Origin of the sequence: Streptomyces sp. MA5143a, assembly GCF_900290235.1 — a bacterium.
In the GTDB taxonomy this organism is placed as follows: Bacteria; Actinomycetota; Actinomycetes; order Streptomycetales; family Streptomycetaceae; genus Streptomyces.
In genome coordinates this window covers 68240-84915 of the sequence record NZ_OLMK01000020.1, presented here as the reverse complement: position 1 = coordinate 84915, position 16676 = coordinate 68240, and the positions used below count along the sequence as shown (strand labels likewise).

The window sequence follows — 16676 nt, the reverse complement described above, 5'->3', positions numbered from 1 at the left end:
CGGTTGTGCAAACTTGCGGTACGGCGCCCGCCCAAGGTCGCGGGCGCGTGCAAGCGCGGTGCGTCAGCGTCGGCGCAGGGTTGCGGCCCAGCCCGCGGGCACGCCGGAGGCGGGGTGCGTCGGCAGGCGGAGTTGGCAGGCGGAGCAGTTGGCAGGCGGAGCGGGCGGTCACTTCGGACTGGGGCCGCCGTGTCCGGCCGTCCACGCAAGCTGCGGCTGCCCCCGATCCGGTCGCCCCCGATCCAGTCGCCTCAGGCGGACGCCGTCGCGCCGTCCTGTTCCGCCTCCACGCGGGCGTTCCACTCCTTCTTCGTGGCCTGCCAGCCGTCCTCGTTGTGGCCGAGGCGCCAGTAGCCGGAGACGGACAGGTCCTCGCGGGGGATCTGGCGTTCGACACGGAGCAGTCGGCGCAGCTCCTTGACGAACCCCGCCTCGCCGTGGACGAAGGCGTGCAGTCGGCCCTCGGGGAACTCCAGCGCGCGTACGGCCTCGACGAGCAGGGAGCCGACGGGCCGGTCACCGCGGTGCAGCCAGACCACGTCCACGTCGGAGTCGATCTTCTGCTCCTCCTCGGGGCCGGCGACCTCGATGAACGCGTAGGCGCGGGCACCGTCGGGAAGGGCCTCCAGCGAGGCGCCGATCGCGGGCAGGGCGCTCTCGTCCCCGGCGAGCAGATGCCAGTCGGCCTCGGGGTTCGGCGCGTACGCGCCACCCGGGCCCAGGAGCCGTACCGTTTCGCCCGGCTGGACGCGGGTCGCCCAGGGGCCGGCGAGACCCTCGTCGCCGTGGAGCACGAAGTCGAGGGTCAGCTCGCGCAGTTCGGCGTCCCAGGCGCGCACGGTGTACGTCCGGGTCACGGGCCACTGGTCCCGCGGCATCTCCGCGCGGATCCGCTCCAGATCGAACGGCTCCGGGTACGTCACGCCGTCCGGGCCGAAGAGGAGCTTCACGTAATGGTCGGTGCTGCCCCGCGTGGCGAATTCGGCGAGACCGTCGCCACCGAGGACGACGCGCTGCATGTGCGGGGTGAGCCGCTCGGTGCGAACGACTCGCGCGGAGTGGGGCTTGGGGCTCCTGCGTACCGGACGCTCTGCCATGTCGGCCTCCCGAAAACCTAGTAAGGCTTACCTAAGTTATCATCTCCCCCCGGAATTCACCCCATGCTCGGCCAGGGGACGACAACTTCGCGATGTGAGTCACGCCTCAGCGTCCTCACCATCGATGTGTCACCTCACCCTCCGGCGCAGGCCCCACCCGCACCACAGGCTCGGCCGGTAGCAGCGCAGGACCTGCCCGGCCCCCGCACCGGCCCGGCCCCCGCACCGTCACGACCCCGCACCGCCACCGACCCCGCCCGGCTGCCGTCACCCCTGCAACGTGGTGAGCAGTCGCTGCAACGATCCTCCCAACCCCCAGCGGGCGGCAAGGGCCTCCAGCGCGGCCGCGTCCCGCGGTGCCTTCGGCAGGACGGTGTCGACGTCCGGGAGCGGTACGTCCGCGGCCACCCGCACCACCTTCGGCGCGACCGCCACGTACGGACGCGCCCCGTCCAGCCGCTTGCGCTGGGACGGCGTGAGCGCCGCCGCCGGATCGTCGACCGCGGCCATGATCCCGGCCAGGTCACCGAACTGCGCGAGCAGCTTCGCGGCCGTCTTCTCACCGATGCCGGGCACTCCCGGCAAACCGTCGCTCGGGTCGCCGCGCAGCAGCGCCAGATCCGCGTACCCCTGCCCGACCACCCCATACTTCTCGCGCAGCAGCGCCTCGTCGGTCAGCTGGAGGGTGCCCACCCCCTTGAGGGGGTACAGCACGCGGATGCCGCGCGCGTCGTCGACCAGCTGGTACAGGTCGCGGTCGCCGGTCACGATGTCCACCGGGTCCTTGGCGAGCGCCGTGAACGTGCCGATGACGTCGTCCGCCTCGTACCCGGCGACGCCGACACGCGCGATGCCGAGCGCGTCCAGCACCTCCTCGATCACCGGTACCTGCGGCGACAGCGTGTCCGGCACCTCCTCCTCGTCCGGCCCCGCCTCGCGCTCCTCGGCCACGCGGTGCGCCTTGTAGGAGGGGATCAGGTCGACCCGCCACTGCGGCCGCCAGTCCGCGTCCATGCACGCCACCAGGTCCGTGGGCCGGTGGTCCTTCACCAGGCGGTCGATGAAGTCCAGCAGCCCGCGCACCGCGTTCACCGGGGTGCCGTCCGGGGCCTTCACGGACTCCGGCACACCGAAGTAGGCGCGGAAGTAGAGGGAGGCGGTGTCGAGAAGCATCAGGCGTCCAGTCACGCCCGCATCATGCCGTACGGCGCCGACAGCGGGCCCCTGACGTAACCCGATCGCGGGCCCCTGACGCGACCGCCGCGACCCGTACGTGGGAGGGCGTGAACGAGAAGGAGCCGATCGCGGTCACCCTGTGGTCGCCGCACTGGGCCTACGACAAGTACCGACTGACCAAGCTGGCCGACCCGAGGAAGGCCTTCGGCTCGGGCGACGGCATCCACACCCTCGGCCGCAAGTGCTTCGCCGCGGAGGAGCCGCGCGTCGCCCGGTGGCTCAAGGACTTCAAGCTCACCGAGGCACAGCTCACCGCGCTGGAGGGCGCCATCGAGGACGCCGGCAAGGGCCACCAGGAGGACGGCGTCAGGGCCTGGCTGAAGAAGAACCCGGGCATCGTCGACAAGCTCGCCCCGGTCGCCGGCGCCCACTAGTGCCGTGACGCAAGGGTTCACCGGCTCCGGCCGACGAACCGGATCGCCGGGGCCCGCCGGCAGGCCATCCGGACGTGACCGCCCCGCCCGTGCCGAACGGGCGGGGTGGTCACGTACTGGCGTACGGGAAAGATCCGGACAACCGCTCCGCGGCGCGCGGCCGGGCCGGGCTCGAACTCAGCGACCGGTACCGGCACTCGTGCGCGACCCAGCGTCAACTACGGTCCTGCGGACCGCCCGGACCGGTGACGGGCCGTGTCGACGTGATCACGCCGCGCTCCCGGCCGGGCGGTCGCGGCGGCTCCCTCACTGGCGTGAACTGTGAGCATGGCCCCTCACCGGGTTTACGGGGATGTGACGGGCGCGTGAAACGGTTTGCCGAACATGCGTAGGGTGCAGAGAACTCATCAGGAGAACCGCGCCGGATGAGTGCCGGGCCGTCGACCATCCGTACTCGGAGCCGTAGGCGCCCTCGGCCCGACCCGTGAACGAAGACCCCGGACCAAGAGCGACGAGCGAAGGAGGGAGCCGGAGCTATGGGCGACCACAAAGAGCAGCCCCTTCGGGTGGGCGCGGCCGTCCGGCGGCGGCGCCGGGCACTGGAGCTCACGCTCTCGGCCGTGGCCGAGCGCAGCGGTCTGTCGGTTCCCTTCCTCAGCCAGGTCGAGAACGAGCGGGCCCGCCCCAGCAAGCCCTCCCTGGAACGCATCGCGGACGCCCTCGGCACCACCGCCGTCGAACTGCTCGCCGCGGCCGACCCGGCGTGCAGCGTCGATGTCGTGCGCGCCGAGGACGACTCCCTCACGCCCCCCGTCTCCCGCACGCGCTCCCTGGTACGTGGTCACCACCAGTTGCACGCCATGGAGTTCACCGGCGACCACGACGAGGGCCGCGAGGTCCAGCACCGCAACGACGAGCTGATGTACGTCGTCGAGGGCGCCGTCGAGGTCGAGGCCGAGGGCCGCGCCCACCGGCTGGGCCGCGGCGACACGCTGTACATGTCCGGTGGCGTACGGCACCGCTGGCGGGCCACCGTCCCCGACACCCGCGTGGTCGTGGTCGCCGTCGCCGACCACATCGAGGCGCTGGAGGACCGGCACCGCAAGGGGAAGTGACGGCGTGCGGCGCGTCGTCTCCCTCGTCCCGTCCCTGACCGAGGCCGTCGCGGCCACGCTCCCCGACGCGCTGGTCGGCGCCACCGACTGGTGCGACCACCCGGGTGATCTCGACGTCGTACGGATCGGCGGCACCAAGAACCCCGCGGTCGACACGATCGTGAAGCTCGCCCCCGACCTGGTCGTCGCCAACGAGGAGGAGAACCGCGCCGTCGACCTGACCGCCCTGCGCGAGGCGGGCGTCGAGGTCCTCGTCACCGAGGTGCGCGCCGTCCCCGAGGCATTCACCGAACTGGACCGCGTCCTGCGCGCCTGCGGCGTCCCGTCCCGGCCCGGCTGGCTCGACGAGGCCGAGGCGGCGTGGGCCCGGCTGCCGGACCCGGGCCGCCGGACGAGAGCCGTGGTGCCCATCTGGCGACGGCCCTGGATGGTGCTCGGCCGGGACACCTTCGCCGGTGACGTCCTCGCCCGCCTCGGCGTGGACAACCTGTACGGCGGGCACACCGAGCGCTACCCCAAGGTGCCCGTCGAGGAACTGCGCGCCGCCGCCCCCGAGATCGTGGTCCTCCCCGACGAGCCGTACCGCTTCACCGCCGACGACGGCCCCGAGGCGTTCCCCGGCCTGCCCTGCGCCTTGCTGAGCGGTCGCCACCTCACCTGGTACGGGCCGTCGCTGGCGGAGGCGCCGCGGGTGCTCGGCGAGGCCCTGCGAGCAGCTCCGCGCTGACCAGCCCCCGCACGGTACGGACGGCGGCCGTCGTCCAGGCCGCCAGCAGCAGCGCGTACAGCGCGACGGCGAGGACCTCGAAGGCGACGAGCCCCGTGTGCCGGGCCAGGCCCTCCGCGCCGGTCACACACGTGCCCACCGGGAACGTGAACGCCCACCACGCCATCGAGAACCCCATGCCCCGCCGCCGCGCCCGCACGGCAAGCGCCCCCGCCAGGGCCAGCCACAGCAGCGCGAAACCCATGACCGGCACCGCGTACAGGACGGCGAGAGCGGGCCCGTCCGGCGTCGGCGTGGGCAGGGCGGTGGGCGCCGCGTCCGCGAGGTTGCCGGCCGCGGTGGTCGACTGGCCGAGCGGCCCCAGCACCAGGAACAGGCTCGGAGTGACGGCGAGCGGCAGCGGACCGGCCGTCAGCAGTCGCGCCACGACCAACGGCAGCACCAGCAGCGTGGCCAGCAGACTCAGCCCGAACAGCGCGAGACAGCCGAACAGGAGGGTCTGTCGGGCCTGACCGGGCGGCAGGTACGGCACGAGGAGCGGTCCCAGCGCGGCGGACACCATCGGCGCCACGAGGGGAAGCAGCAGGACGGGCGTGACCCGGCCGGGCTCCACCCGGTGCCGGACGATCAGAAGATACGGCGCGACGACCGCCGCGCCGACCCCGACGAGCGTGCCGGCCCCGAAGAGCACGGCGTCCAGCGCGAGGGCCACCCGCACGCCGATCCAGTCCCGGCCGACGACCAGGGCGCCGCCGCCCACGGCGAGCAGGGCCATGGAGAGGCAGCCGTAGAAGGGGGCCACAGCGGGGTCGAGGAGATGGGCGCGGGCCTGGTCGCGGTGGTGGCGCCAGTGCAGGGCTCGGGCGCCCAGTACGGCGACCAGGGCGAGCAGCGCGAGGGCCCAGACCGCCGCGCACACCGTCCGGACGCCCGGCAGGTCCCCGGGAAGCCCGGCACCGGCGGTGGCGACGATCGCGGTGCCCATGACGGGGGCGTACCACTGGGGGCCGAGGTGGCGGAACGGCGCGGCTCGGAGGGCGGGGGAGAGGCGCGCCGGGGAGATGGGGACGGTGGCGGCGGTGGGAAGTGCTTCCGCCGGGCCGATGGTGGCCAGGGGCGGGCCTGCCGGGTCGTCGGCCGGGGAGGGAGCGGGGGCGTCCGTGGGGCGAGCCGGGGTGGCCGGCGGGGGCGGAAGGACGCGGTGGACTGGGGTGACCATGGAGTGAGCGTCTCGTCGTCCCGGCGGGGCCACCAGGGAGTCCGTGTGTATGGGGACATAAGCTGGCGTTATGAGTGAGCTGGAGGAGCCGCGGGGCGGGCTGGCCCATCGGGTGCCGGATCTGGGGGCCCTCGAACTGCTGCTGGCCGTCGCCCGGCTGGGCTCGCTCGGGCGGGCGGCGCGGGAGCTGGGGATCACCCAGCCCGCCGCGAGCAGCCGGGTCCGCTCCATGGAGCGGCAGCTCGGTGTGGCCCTGGTCGACCGGTCGCCGCGCGGCTCCCGGCTCACCGACGCGGGGGCGCTGGTCACCGACTGGGCCCGGCGGATCGTGGAGGCGGCCGAGGCGTTCGACGTGGGGGCGCAGGCGCTGCGGGACCGGCGGGACTCGCGGCTCCGGGTCGCCGCGAGCATGACCATCGCCGAGTATCTGCTGCCGGGGTGGCTGATCGCCCTGCGGGCCGAGCGGCCGGACACCGCGGTGTCGCTGCTCGCGGGCAACTCCACGATCGTCGCGGAGCGGCTGCTGGCGGACGAGGCGGACCTGGGGTTCGTGGAGGGGCCGACGGTGCCGGCCGGGCTCGACGCGGTCGTGATAGCGCACGACCATCTGATCGTGGTGACGGCGCCCGGGCATCCCTGGGCGCGTCGGCGCCGGCCGTTGGACGCGGCGGAGCTGGCGTCGACGCCGCTGATCCTGCGGGAGAAGGGGTCCGGGACACGGCAGGTGCTGGAGTCGGCGCTGGGCGGGCTCGCCCGGCCGCTGATCGAGCTGTCGTCCACCACGGCGGTCAAGTCGTCCGCGCTCAGCGGGGCGGGGCCGGCCGTTCTCAGCGAGCTGGCGCTGGGGGAGGAGCTGTCCGCCCGCCGGCTCGTCCGTATCCCCGTCGACGGGGTCCGCCTCCGGCGCGCGCTGCGGGCGGTCTGGCCGACGGGCCACCGGCCGGCGGGACCGGCACGGGACCTGTTGGGGCTGACCCGGGGCGGCACGCCGGCCGCCGACTGACGGTGAGATGCCGTGGGCGCAGCCCCGGCATCCAGGGGCGCCGGGAACCGCGCGACCAGCCACGACGGGCCCGCGGGGGACGGTCGACCTCATCCGCCGGGTGCGTCGTGGCTTGTCGCGCAGTTCCCCGCGCCCCTGGATGCCCCGGGCTTCGCCCCGGGACATCCAGGCCCTCTGCGTCCCCAGGCCCTCTGTGGCCTCAGGGCCTCCGCGTCCCCAGGCCCTCTGCGGGCGGCCGCCGTCAGGACCCGGCTCGTACGAGCGCCCGCATCACTCCCAGGTCCTCGCCCATCTCCGGGTGCCACTGGACGCCCAGGACCCACGCGGGGGCCGGCAGTTCGATCGCCTCCACCGTGCCGTCGTCCGTGGCGAACGCCGACGCCACCAGGCCCTCTCCGAGGCGGTCCACGGCCTGGTGGTGGTACGTCGGCACATCGGCCGCCTCGGGCGCGATCTCCGCGTAACGGGTCCCCGGCACCGGCTTCACGGAGTGACGGCCGAAGACCCCCACCTCGGCCACATGCCCGTCGATGTGCTGGACGAGCGTGCCGCCGAGTGCCACGTTCAGCAGCTGCATGCCCCGGCAGATGCCCAGCAGCGGTGTCCCGGAGTCCAGCGCGGCCCGGATCAGGGCCAGCTCCCAGGCGTCCCGCGTGGGTGCGGGAGGCCCACAGCGCGGGGAGCGCTCCGCGCCGTAGTGAACGGGGTCCACGTCGGGGCCGCCCGCGATGACCAGGCCGTCGACACGGGCGACCGCCGCGGCGGCGTACGACGGGTCGTCCGGCGGCAGCATCGCGGCGACGCCGCCCGCCGCCTGCACGAGCCGGGGGTAGCCGACCGGAAGCAACGCGGCCTCCAGCTCCCAGACGCCCCAGCGCGCGCCGGACTCCAGATACGTACTCACACCGATCAGCGGCCTGGTCACACGTGCTCCTGACTGATGAAATGCGTGGAACTGCGGAACGGAACGAGTCAGTCCCGTGCCAACTCTGCCTCGGCGGCGGCCAGTGCCGCGAATTCCTCCTCCGGCGCCTTCGCCACCAGGTGCTTGCGGCTGTAGAGCCCGAAGTACGCGGCCGCCGCCGCGTACACGCCGAGCGCTATGAGCGCCGCCGTCACGTCCACCAGGAACGTCGCCACCAGTGCCGAGCACGCGAGGACCAGGGCGACCGAGGAGGTCAGGATGCCGCCCGGCGTGCGGTAGGGCCGTTCGAGCCCCGGCTCCCGGCGGCGCAGCACGATGTGCGACAGGGACATCAGGGCGTAGCTGATGGTGGCGCCGAAGACGGCGATGTTCAGCATCCGGCCGCCGTCCCCGGTGCCGGCGGCCAGCGCGAAGCCGATCGTGCCCGGCACCAGCAGCCCCAGGTACGGGGCTTTGCGGCCGCTGGTGAGGGACAGGACCCGGGGGAGGTAGCCGGCCCGGGACAGCGCGAAGAGCTGGCGCGACCCCGCGTAGATCAGGGAGAAGAACGAGGCGACGAGGCCCGCCAGGCCGGCGTAGTTCACGAAACGGCTGAGCGCCGTGGCCTTGCCGTCCGGCTGGAGCGCCTCGACCAGCGGGTTGCCGGCGTCCTGGATGGCGGCCGAGCCACGCGCCCCGGCCGCGGCGAAGAACGTGATCACGGCCAGCACCACCAGGACGCCCATCGACCAGCGGATGGCCTTCGGCAGCGTACGGGCCGGGTCCCTGGTCTCCTCGGCGGCCAGCGGGACGCCCTCGACGCCCAGGAAGAACCACATGCCGAACGGGAACGCCGCCCAGATGCCCAGCAGCCCCATGGGCAGCCAGGAACTCGCGCCGAAGGCGCCCGTGTCGACCGGGATGTCGTCGAGCGCGGACACACTGAAGTCGGGCAGCGCGCCCAGGGCGAACACGATCAGGGCGAGGACCGCGATGCCGGTGACGACGAAGCTGGCGATCAGCGCCTCACCGACACCCCAGAGATGGATGCCGATGAAGAACGCGAAGCAGAACAGGTAGACCGGCCAGCTCGACGTGATGCCGAACAGGCCCAGAGACTTCACGTACTCGCCGATGAAGATCACGATGGCGGCCGGGGCGAGCACGTACTCGATCAGGATCGCCGTGCCGGTCAGGAAGCCGCCCCACGGACCGAGCGCCCGGCGGGCGAAGCCGTAGCCGCCGCCCGCCGTGGGCAGGATCGCGGAGAGTTCCGCGAGGGCGAAGACCATGCAGGCGTACATGGTGCCCATGAGCACCGTGGCGATCGCCAGACCGCCGAAGCCGCCCTTCGCCAGGCCGAGGTTCCAGCCGGAGTAGTCGCCGGAGACGACATAGGCGACGCCGAGGCCGGTCAGCAGGACCCAGCCGGCGCTGCCCCGGCGGAGCGTTCGGCGCTCCAGGTAGTCGTCCGCCGCGTCGGCGGTGTCCGTGGCTCTCAGGGACATGGGCACTCTCCCCACTCAAAGGAATGGATCCATACCTTTGTGGGGTGGGTGACTGAAAAGCAATACCCCTGCGTTAAGCGGTCGTAAATCCATGTCCCCACCCGGGTGTGCCCGCCGGGCCTGTCGGTCTCACCCGAGGAAGCCGCGCAGCAGGGCCGCCGTGCCCGCGCAGTGCTCCCGCATGATCTCCCGCGCCGCCTCGGCGTCCTCGTCGAGCACCGCCTCCACCAGGATCGAGTGCTGCTGCTGCGAGTGCTCCAGATTGCGCACCAGCAGGGGGATGCAGTCGAGCAGGTCGTTCACCCCCGCGCGCACGCCGGCGTACTGGGCGGCGAGCGACGGGGAACCGGACAGCTCGGCGAGGGTGAGGTGGAACAGGGTGTCCAGCCGGCGGTACTCCGTGAGGGGTGCGTCACGGGTACGGGCCAGGGCCGCACGCAGCCGCTCGGCCTGCTCGTCGGTCAGGCTGTGCGCCGCGCACAGGCCGGCCGCGCCCACCTCCAGCACCTCGCGGAAACGCAGCGTGTCCTCGACGTCGATGTCCTTCAGCCGCCGACGCAGTTCGTCCTCGCCCGGGGTCTCGGCGCGCGGCAGCACGAACGTTCCTCCGTAGCGACCGCGCCGCGCCTCGACCAGGCCCTGATCCTGAAGCACCTTCAGGACCTCGCGCAGCGTCACCCGGCTGATCCCGAGCCGTTCCGCCAGGTCGCGTTCGGCCGGCAGGCGCTCGCCGCCCGGCACCAGACCGAGCCGGACCACCTGGAGGATCTGCTCCAGGGCCTCCTCGAAGCCGTTGCCCGCCCGCACCGGACGCAGTACGGACGCCAGCCGGTCGTCGGCCCACGGACTCTCTGGACCCGCCCCTGTCCGCGACATGTGGCGGTACCCCCTTCCCATAAAAGGTTCCGGGTAATACCTTATGGCTCCCGGATGGCCGAAGAAGCCCCTAGGAGGCTTTCCCGTGGCAGACCGCACACCCCCGCTCTCCGTCGAGGAACTGCACACCCTCGTCGCCGGCGGCGAGATCGATACTGTCGTCCTGGCCTTCCCCGACATGCAAGGGCGACTTCAGGGCAAGCGGTTCGCCGCACGCTTCTTCCTCGACGAGGTACTCGCCCACGGCACCGAGGGCTGCAACTACCTCCTCGCCGTCGACACCGAGATGAACACCGTCGACGGCTACGCGATGTCCTCCTGGGACCGGGGCTACGGCGACTTCGCCATGCACCCGGACCTGTCCACCCTGCGCCGGGTGCCCTGGAACGAGGGCACGGCCATGCTGATCGCCGACCTCGCGTGGAACGACGGCTCACCGGTCGTCGCCGCCCCCCGCCAGATCCTCCGCCGCCAGCTGGAGCGCCTCGCCGAACTGGGCTACACCGCCAAGGTCGGCACGGAGCTCGAGTTCATCGTCTTCAAGGACACCTACGAGCAGGCGTGGGACGCCGGGTACAAGGGCCTCACCCCGGCCAACCAGTACAACATCGACTACTCCGTCCTCGGCACCGGACGTATCGAGCCCCTCCTCAGGAGGATCCGCAACGAGATGGCGGCCGCAGGGCTGACCGTCGAGTCCGCCAAGGGCGAGTGCAACCCCGGCCAGCACGAGATCGCCTTCAAGTACGACGACGCCCTGGTCACCTGCGACCAGCACGCCGTCTACAAGACCGGCGCCAAGGAGATCGCCTCCCAGGAGGGCGTCTCCCTCACCTTCATGGCCAAGTACAACGAACGCGAGGGCAACTCCTGCCACATCCACCTGTCCCTCGCGGACGCCGACGGCGCCAACGTGATGGCCGACGGCCAGGGGATGTCGCAGGTCATGCGGCACTTCCTCGCCGGCCAGCTCGCCGCCCTGCGTGACTTCTCGCTGCTCTACGCGCCCAACATCAACTCCTACAAGAGGTTCCAGCCGGGCTCCTTCGCCCCGACCGCCGTGGCCTGGGGGTACGACAACCGCACCTGCGCCCTCAGGGTCGTCGGCCACGGCCGCTCCATGCGGTTCGAGAACCGGCTCCCCGGCGGCGACGTCAACCCGCACCTCGCCGTCGCGGGGCTCGTCGCGGCAGGGCTGTACGGCATCGAGCAGAAGCTGGAACTGCCGGACGTGTGCGAGGGCAACGCGTACACCGGCGAGTACGCCCATGTGCCGACCACCCTGCGGGAGGCCGCCGAGCTGTGGGGCAACAGCCCCATCGCCAAGGCCGCCTTCGGCGACGAGGTCGTCGCCCACTACCTCAACATGGCGCGGGTCGAACTCGCCGCCTTCGACGCCGCCGTCACCGACTGGGAGCTGCGCCGCTCCTTCGAACGCCTGTGAACCACGCCCCGCGGAAAGGCCCATCCTTGTCCGGACAGTCCCCGCAGTACGAGCAGCAGCTCCAGGTACTGAACCCCGCCACCGAGGAGGTCGTCGCCACCGTCCCCGCGGCCACCCCGGCGGACGTCGACGCGGCCGTCTCCCTGGCGACGAAGGCCCAGCGGGCCTGGGCCGCGCTGGCCCCCGCCGACCGGGCCCGGCTGCTGCGCCGGTTCGCCGTCACCGTGGACGAGCACCTGGAGGAACTGGCCCTCCTGGAGGTCCGCGAGGCAGGCCACACCATCGGCAACGCCCGCTGGGAGGCCGGCAACGTCCGGGACCTGCTGGACTACGCGGCCGGCGGCGTCGAACGGCTCACCGGCCGGCAGATCCCCGTCCCCGGCGGCCTCGACGTCACCATCCTGGAACCCCTCGGCGTGGTCGGCGTGATCGCCCCCTGGAACTTCCCGATGCCCATCGCGGCCTGGGGCGTCGCCCCGGCGCTCGCCGCGGGCAACGCGGTGCTCCTCAAACCGGCCGAGACCACCCCGCTCACCGCCCTCCGCCTCGCGGAGCTGGCCCGGGAGGCGGGACTCCCCGAGGACCTGTTCCAGGTACTGCCCGGACACGGCGCCGTCACGGGCAACGCCCTCGTCGAACACCCCGGCGTCGCGAAGATCGTCTTCACCGGGTCGACCGCCGTCGGCAAGCAGGTACTGGCCAAGGGCTCGGCGCTCCTCAAGCGCGTCACCCTCGAACTCGGCGGCAAGAGCCCCAACATCGTCTTCGCCGACTCCGACCTCGAAGCGGCGGCGGCCGCCGCCCCCATGTCGTTCCTCGACAACTCCGGCCAGGACTGCTGCGCCCGTACCCGCATCCTCGTGCAGCGCTCCGTCCACGACCGCTTCCTCGACCTCCTCGCCCCCGGCATCGAGTCGGTACGCGTCGGCGACCCGGCCGACGAGGCCACCCAGATGGGCCCGCTGATCTCCGCCGTCCAGCTCGACCGCGTCCGCGCCTACGTCGACCCGGACGCGCCCGGCATCCGCGGCAAGGCCCCCGAGGGCCCCGGCTTCTGGTTCCCGCCGACCGTCCTCACCGGTGTCGAGCCGCACGCGCGCGTGGCCGCCGAGGAGGTCTTCGGCCCCGTAGCCGTCGTCCTCCCCTTCGACGACGAGGCCGACGCGATCCGCCTCGCCAACGACACCCCGTACGGCCTGTCCGGCTCCATCTGGACCCGGGACGTCGGTCGCGCCCTGCGCGTCTCCCAGGCCGTTCGCGCGGGCAACCTGTCCGTCAACTCCCACTCCAGCGTCCGCTACTGGACGCCCTTCGGCGGCTTCAAGCAGTCCGGAATCGGCCGTGAACTCGGCCCGGACGCCCTGACCGCCTTCACCGAAACCAAGAACGTCTTCATCAGCACGGAGGGCCCCGCACTGTGACCCAGCCCCAGGACACCATCTGCCGCCGACTCGTCGGCCGTACCGCCGTCATCACCGGCGCGGGCAGCGGCATCGGCCTCGCCACCGCCCGCCGCCTCGCCTCCGAGGGCGCCCACGTCGTCTGCGGCGACGTGGACGAGGCGCGCGGCAAGGCGGCCGCCGAGGAGGTCGGCGGGATCTTCGTGAAGGTCGACGTCACCGACGCCGAGCAGGTGGAGGCGCTGTTCAAGACCGCGTACGACACGTACGGCAGCGTCGACATCGCCTTCAACAACGCGGGCATCTCCCCGCCCGACGACGACTCCATCCTGGAGACCGGCCTGGAGGCATGGAAGCGGGTCCAGGAGGTCAACCTCACCTCCGTCTACCTGTGTTGCAAGGCGGCCATCCCGTACATGCGGCGCCAGGGCAAGGGCTCCATCATCAACACCGCCTCCTTCGTGGCCCGGATGGGCGCGGCGACCTCCCAGATCTCGTACACGGCCTCCAAGGGCGGTGTGCTCGCCATGTCCCGCGAGCTGGGCGTGCAGTTCGCGCGGGAGGGCATCCGCGTCAACGCCCTGTGCCCCGGCCCGGTCAACACCCCGCTGTTGCAGGAGCTGTTCGCCAAGGACCCGGAGCGGGCCGCGCGCCGCCTCGTGCACATCCCGGTCGGGCGGTTCGCGGAGGCCGAGGAGATGGCCGCCGCCGTGGCCTTCCTCGCGAGCGACGACTCGTCCTTCGTGAACGCCACCGACTTCCTGGTCGACGGCGGCATCTCGGGCGCCTACGTCACCCCGCTCTAGGACATCGGCTACACCGCACCGGCAACACCGCACCAGGAACACCCACCGTGCCGGTGTGATTAAAGTGCCGGGATGAGCAGTTCGCCGCCGCCCGGCTGGTACCGCGACCCGTCCTACCCGCTCACCGAACGCTGGTGGGACGGGTCCGCGTGGACCGACCACCGGCGCCAGCCGGACCAGCCCGTCCCGCTCCCGGCCCAGCCCCGGCCGCCCAAGCGCCCCGGGCGCACCAAGGTGATCGCGCTGGCCGCCACCGGGGCCGTGCTGGTCGCCGGCGCGGTCACCGGCGGCGTCCTCGTCCTGGGCGGCGACGGCGGCCAGGAGACACGAACGGCCCCCACCGCCCCGTCGTCCGGCGGCACCGACAGCCCGTCCCCGACCGCCCCGTCCTCGTCCCCCTCCGGCTCCGGGGCCGGCGGTGACGCGTCCGTCGTCGTGGACGACCTCAACGGCATCACCTTCCCGGTCCTCGACGGCTGGACCGACGGCGAGGACGCCGACGAGGACGCCGTCCTCGTCACCGACGGCACCTACGACTGCCCCGGCGACGACGGCCTGTGCCGCAGCGGCTGGGTCTACTCGCGCACCGTCACCCAGAGCGACGTGACGTCCCCGAAGGCCCTCGCCGAGAACGACATCGAGGACGCCGCGAACGACGCGTACGACCGCGACGACCTGGACCGGCGCCCGTACGGCGGCGTCACCGGCCACGAGGTCGTCGGCTCCGGCTCGGTCGCCGTCGCGGGGCGCGCCGGCTACTTCGTGCGCTGGCGGGTCACCACCGACGCCGGGCCCGGCGGGTACGTCCAGTCCCTCGTCTTCCCGTCCAGCGTGGGCTCCGAGGCACCGGTCCTCGTCCGGTTCGCCGTCGACGCGGGCGACGACGGCCCGCCCGTCGGCGACATCGACCGGATCGTCCGGGGTATCCGGGCGGTCGGCGACGAGAAGACCGGCGGGGGAGTGGGCAGCAGCCTGGGCCCGCGATGACCTCGCGGGCCCGGGCGCACCACCGGGTCCTACAGGAAGGTGTGGCCCTCGCCCCGGTACGTCGGGACCGTCGCCGTCACCTCGTCGCCCTCCACCAGGTGCAGCACGTCGAACCGCTCGCACAGCTCACCGGCCTTGGCGTGCCGGAACCACACCTTGTCGCCGAGCAGCAGATCGTCCGCGGGGGCGCCGAGCAGCGGGGTCTGCACCTCGCCCGGCCCCTCCTGCGGGTCGTACTTCAGCCCCTCCGGCAGATACGGCACCGGCAGCCGGTCCGGGCCCGCGGCACCGGAGGCCGGGTACCCGCCGCCGAGCACGGTGACCACACCGACCCCCGGGCGCCGGACCACGGGCATCGCGAACAGCGCGGCCGGACGCCCGCTGAACGACGTGTAGTTGTCGAAGAGGCGGGGCACGTAGAGCCCGGACCCGGCGCCGATCTCGGTGACCGCGCCCTCCGCCGCCGTGTGCTGCACGCTGCCCGTGCCACCGCCGTTGACGAACTCCAGGTCCGGCGCCACCCGCCGTACGGCACGGACGACCTCGGCCCGGCGGGCGGCCAGCTCCTTCTTCGCGGTGGCCTGCATCAGCCGCACCGCCCGCGAACGGAGGGGGCGCCCGGCCACCGAGTCGCCCACACCGGCGATATGGCCCTCGTACGCCATGATCCCGACCAGCTTGAATCCCGGCCGCTCGGCGACGGCCCGCGCCACTTCGGCGACCTGCTCGGGGGAGTGCAGCGGCGAACGCCGCGCCCCGATCCGCACCCGGCCCCCGAGAAGCTTCAGCGAGGTGTCCAACTCCAGGCAGACGCGCACCACTTCGGTGCCGCCGCGCCGCGAGTTCTCGATCAGCTGGAGATGGGCGGGGTCGTCGACCATCACGGTGACGGCGGCGGCGAGCTTGGGATCGCCCGCCAGTTCCGCGAAGGCGTCCTGGTCGGCGGACGGATAGGCGAGGAGGATGTCGTCGAACCCGGAACGGGCCAGCCACAGGGACTCGGCGAGAGTGAACGACATGATGCCCTGGAAGCCCTCACGGGCCAGGACCCTCTCCAGCAGCGCCCGGCAGCGAACGGACTTGCTCGCGACGCGGATCGGCTTGCCGCCGGCCCTTCGGGCGAGGTCGTCGGCGTTCGCGTCGAAGGCGTCGAGGTCGACGATCGCCAGAGGTGCGTCGAGATGAGCGGTGGCCCGGTCGTAGCGGGCCCGGTCGGCGGCGCGCGCAGTCATGAACGAAGCCTGCCAGACATGATTACCGCAGGGTAGGGGGACGTTCCGGGCTAAAGCCCCGGTGCCGCCGACTGGTTCCCGCTCGACCCCGGGCAACCCGTAGAGTGACGCGAACGCAGGGGACGACCTCGACGGGGATGCCGATCCGCTGCCACGGGTATGGCTTGCGTGTGGTGTGACCACGGGTGCCGTCGGCCCGTGGTGTGGCGCATGCCCAGGGGAGCGAACCGTCGCATGCGTGCCGGTCGCTCTCCACGGGTGACCGGGACCCGGAGGGTTCCGGGTCGGCCCGGGCACGAGGAAACGGGGGGTGCATGAGCACGGAAGCGCGTCGCGCCTCCATCCCCCCACGCCCACCGAGGCGCCCCTCCACACCGCCGCACATCCCCGCGCCGCCGAACACCCCACCCCAGACCACCGTGCCCTCCACCGACACCCCGCCGCCGCGCCGCGAGTCCACCCCCACCGCCGACACCCCGCGAGGCGGACGCCCGCCCGGCGACGGAGCCTCCGGCACCCGTCCCAGTGGTGCGCCGGGGGCACGCCCCTTCCTCGGCAGCGGCTCCGGCGCACGCCCCACGAGCGACAGCGCCTCCGACGCGCGAACCAACGGCGGACGGCCGTCCAGGACGCCCATGACGGGCGAGAGTTCGTTCGGACCGCGCCCGTTCTTCGGGGCCGGTCCCGTCGGCCGTCCGCCCGCCGGGAACACCACCTCCGGTTCAGGCGGTGCCCGCGCTTCGACCTG

13 protein-coding genes and 2 pseudogenes are annotated in these 16676 nt (G+C 72.9%); 8 read left to right on the top strand and 7 right to left on the bottom strand.

Annotation, left to right across the window (positions count from 1 at the left end; genetic code table 11):
* Positions 1-251 precede the first annotated feature (251 nt).
* Together SMA5143A_RS10280 and SMA5143A_RS10275 are read right to left on the bottom strand one after the other, a co-directional pair.
* The gene (locus SMA5143A_RS10280) at positions 252-1097 is read right to left on the bottom strand and encodes a siderophore-interacting protein (protein ID WP_107462570.1); all 846 of its coding nucleotides are present in this window, start codon (positions 1095-1097) and stop codon (positions 252-254) included.
* A 267-nt stretch (positions 1098-1364) separates the two neighbouring features.
* Positions 1365-2296 (bottom strand): annotated as a pseudogene (locus SMA5143A_RS10275) (5'-3' exonuclease).
* Between the two features lie 66 nt (positions 2297-2362).
* Between SMA5143A_RS10275 and SMA5143A_RS10270 the strand changes: the two are divergent.
* The 3 genes and pseudogenes from SMA5143A_RS10270 to SMA5143A_RS10260 form a co-directional block, all read left to right on the top strand.
* Positions 2363-2707: pseudogene (locus SMA5143A_RS10270) on the top strand (glycine betaine ABC transporter substrate-binding protein); the annotation flags it as partial.
* 536 nt (positions 2708-3243) lie between these two features.
* Positions 3244-3822, top strand: a complete 579-nt coding sequence (locus tag SMA5143A_RS10265; RefSeq protein WP_055515628.1) for a helix-turn-helix domain-containing protein — start codon at positions 3244-3246, stop codon at positions 3820-3822.
* Positions 3823-3826: 4 nt separating this feature from the next.
* Positions 3827-4549, top strand: a complete 723-nt coding sequence (locus SMA5143A_RS10260; RefSeq protein ID WP_107462567.1) for a helical backbone metal receptor — start codon at positions 3827-3829, stop codon at positions 4547-4549.
* Here SMA5143A_RS10260 and SMA5143A_RS10255 read toward each other — a convergent pair.
* Positions 4476-5768, bottom strand: coding sequence for a TDT family transporter (locus SMA5143A_RS10255; RefSeq protein WP_107462566.1), 1293 nt, complete (start codon positions 5766-5768; stop codon positions 4476-4478). The two genes, SMA5143A_RS10260 and SMA5143A_RS10255, sit on opposite strands and share 74 nt — an antisense overlap.
* 70 nt (positions 5769-5838) lie before the next feature.
* Between SMA5143A_RS10255 and SMA5143A_RS10250 the strand changes: the two genes are divergently transcribed.
* Entirely contained in the window at positions 5839-6771 is a 933-nt protein-coding gene (locus SMA5143A_RS10250; RefSeq protein WP_107462565.1) for a LysR family transcriptional regulator, read from the top strand.
* A 241-nt stretch (positions 6772-7012) separates the two neighbouring features.
* On the opposite strand, the gene SMA5143A_RS10245 is transcribed toward SMA5143A_RS10250, so the two are convergent.
* The 3 genes from SMA5143A_RS10245 to SMA5143A_RS10235 all read right to left on the bottom strand — a co-directional run bounded on the left by SMA5143A_RS10245 (position 7013) and on the right by SMA5143A_RS10235 (position 10059).
* Positions 7013-7696, bottom strand: coding sequence for a gamma-glutamyl-gamma-aminobutyrate hydrolase family protein (locus SMA5143A_RS10245; protein ID WP_107462564.1), 684 nt, complete (start codon positions 7694-7696; stop codon positions 7013-7015).
* 47 nt (positions 7697-7743) lie between these two features.
* The gene (gene eat, locus SMA5143A_RS10240; RefSeq protein ID WP_107462563.1) at positions 7744-9183 is read right to left on the bottom strand and encodes an ethanolamine permease; all 1440 of its coding nucleotides are present in this window, start codon (positions 9181-9183) and stop codon (positions 7744-7746) included.
* A gap of 129 nt (positions 9184-9312) precedes the next feature.
* Positions 9313-10059, bottom strand: coding sequence for a FadR/GntR family transcriptional regulator (locus tag SMA5143A_RS10235; protein ID WP_107462562.1), 747 nt, complete (start codon positions 10057-10059; stop codon positions 9313-9315).
* An 85-nt stretch (positions 10060-10144) separates the two neighbouring features.
* Here SMA5143A_RS10235 and SMA5143A_RS10230 point away from each other — a divergent pair, with 85 nt between their 5' ends.
* The 4 genes from SMA5143A_RS10230 (at position 10145) to SMA5143A_RS10215 (ending at position 14696) form a co-directional block, all read left to right on the top strand.
* Positions 10145-11503, top strand: coding sequence for a glutamine synthetase family protein (locus SMA5143A_RS10230; protein ID WP_107462561.1), 1359 nt, complete (start codon positions 10145-10147; stop codon positions 11501-11503).
* Between the two features lie 26 nt (positions 11504-11529).
* Positions 11530-12924, top strand: coding sequence for an aldehyde dehydrogenase family protein (locus tag SMA5143A_RS10225; RefSeq protein ID WP_107462560.1), 1395 nt, complete (start codon positions 11530-11532; stop codon positions 12922-12924).
* Entirely contained in the window at positions 12921-13709 is a 789-nt protein-coding gene (locus SMA5143A_RS10220) for a 3-oxoacyl-ACP reductase (RefSeq protein ID WP_055521998.1), read from the top strand. Before SMA5143A_RS10225 ends, SMA5143A_RS10220 begins: the two co-directional genes overlap by 4 nt.
* 72 nt (positions 13710-13781) lie before the next feature.
* Positions 13782-14696: a DUF2510 domain-containing protein gene (locus SMA5143A_RS10215; protein ID WP_107462559.1), complete on the top strand. Its 915-nt coding sequence runs from the start codon at positions 13782-13784 to the stop codon at positions 14694-14696.
* Positions 14697-14725: 29 nt separating this feature from the next.
* On the opposite strand, the gene SMA5143A_RS10210 is transcribed toward SMA5143A_RS10215, so the two are convergent.
* A complete protein-coding gene (locus SMA5143A_RS10210; RefSeq protein WP_055522000.1) occupies positions 14726-15928 on the bottom strand; it encodes an amino acid deaminase/aldolase in 1203 nt (400 codons plus the stop codon).
* Between the last annotated feature and the right edge of the window lie 748 nt (positions 15929-16676).

Coding starts and splice junctions, on each gene's coding strand:
- SMA5143A_RS10255 (WP_107462566.1), bottom strand. CDS start 5,768: ATGGTCACCCCAGTCCACCGCGTCCTTCCGCCCCCGCCGGCCACCCCG.
- SMA5143A_RS10250 (WP_107462565.1), top strand. CDS start 5,839: ATGAGTGAGCTGGAGGAGCCGCGGGGCGGGCTGGCCCATCGGGTGCCG.
- SMA5143A_RS10265 (WP_055515628.1), top strand. CDS start 3,244: ATGGGCGACCACAAAGAGCAGCCCCTTCGGGTGGGCGCGGCCGTCCGG.
- SMA5143A_RS10215 (WP_107462559.1), top strand. CDS start 13,782: ATGAGCAGTTCGCCGCCGCCCGGCTGGTACCGCGACCCGTCCTACCCG.
- SMA5143A_RS10235 (WP_107462562.1), bottom strand. CDS start 10,059: ATGTCGCGGACAGGGGCGGGTCCAGAGAGTCCGTGGGCCGACGACCGG.
- eat (WP_107462563.1), bottom strand. CDS start 9,183: ATGTCCCTGAGAGCCACGGACACCGCCGACGCGGCGGACGACTACCTG.
- SMA5143A_RS10210 (WP_055522000.1), bottom strand. CDS start 15,928: ATGACTGCGCGCGCCGCCGACCGGGCCCGCTACGACCGGGCCACCGCT.
- SMA5143A_RS10280 (WP_107462570.1), bottom strand. CDS start 1,097: ATGGCAGAGCGTCCGGTACGCAGGAGCCCCAAGCCCCACTCCGCGCGA.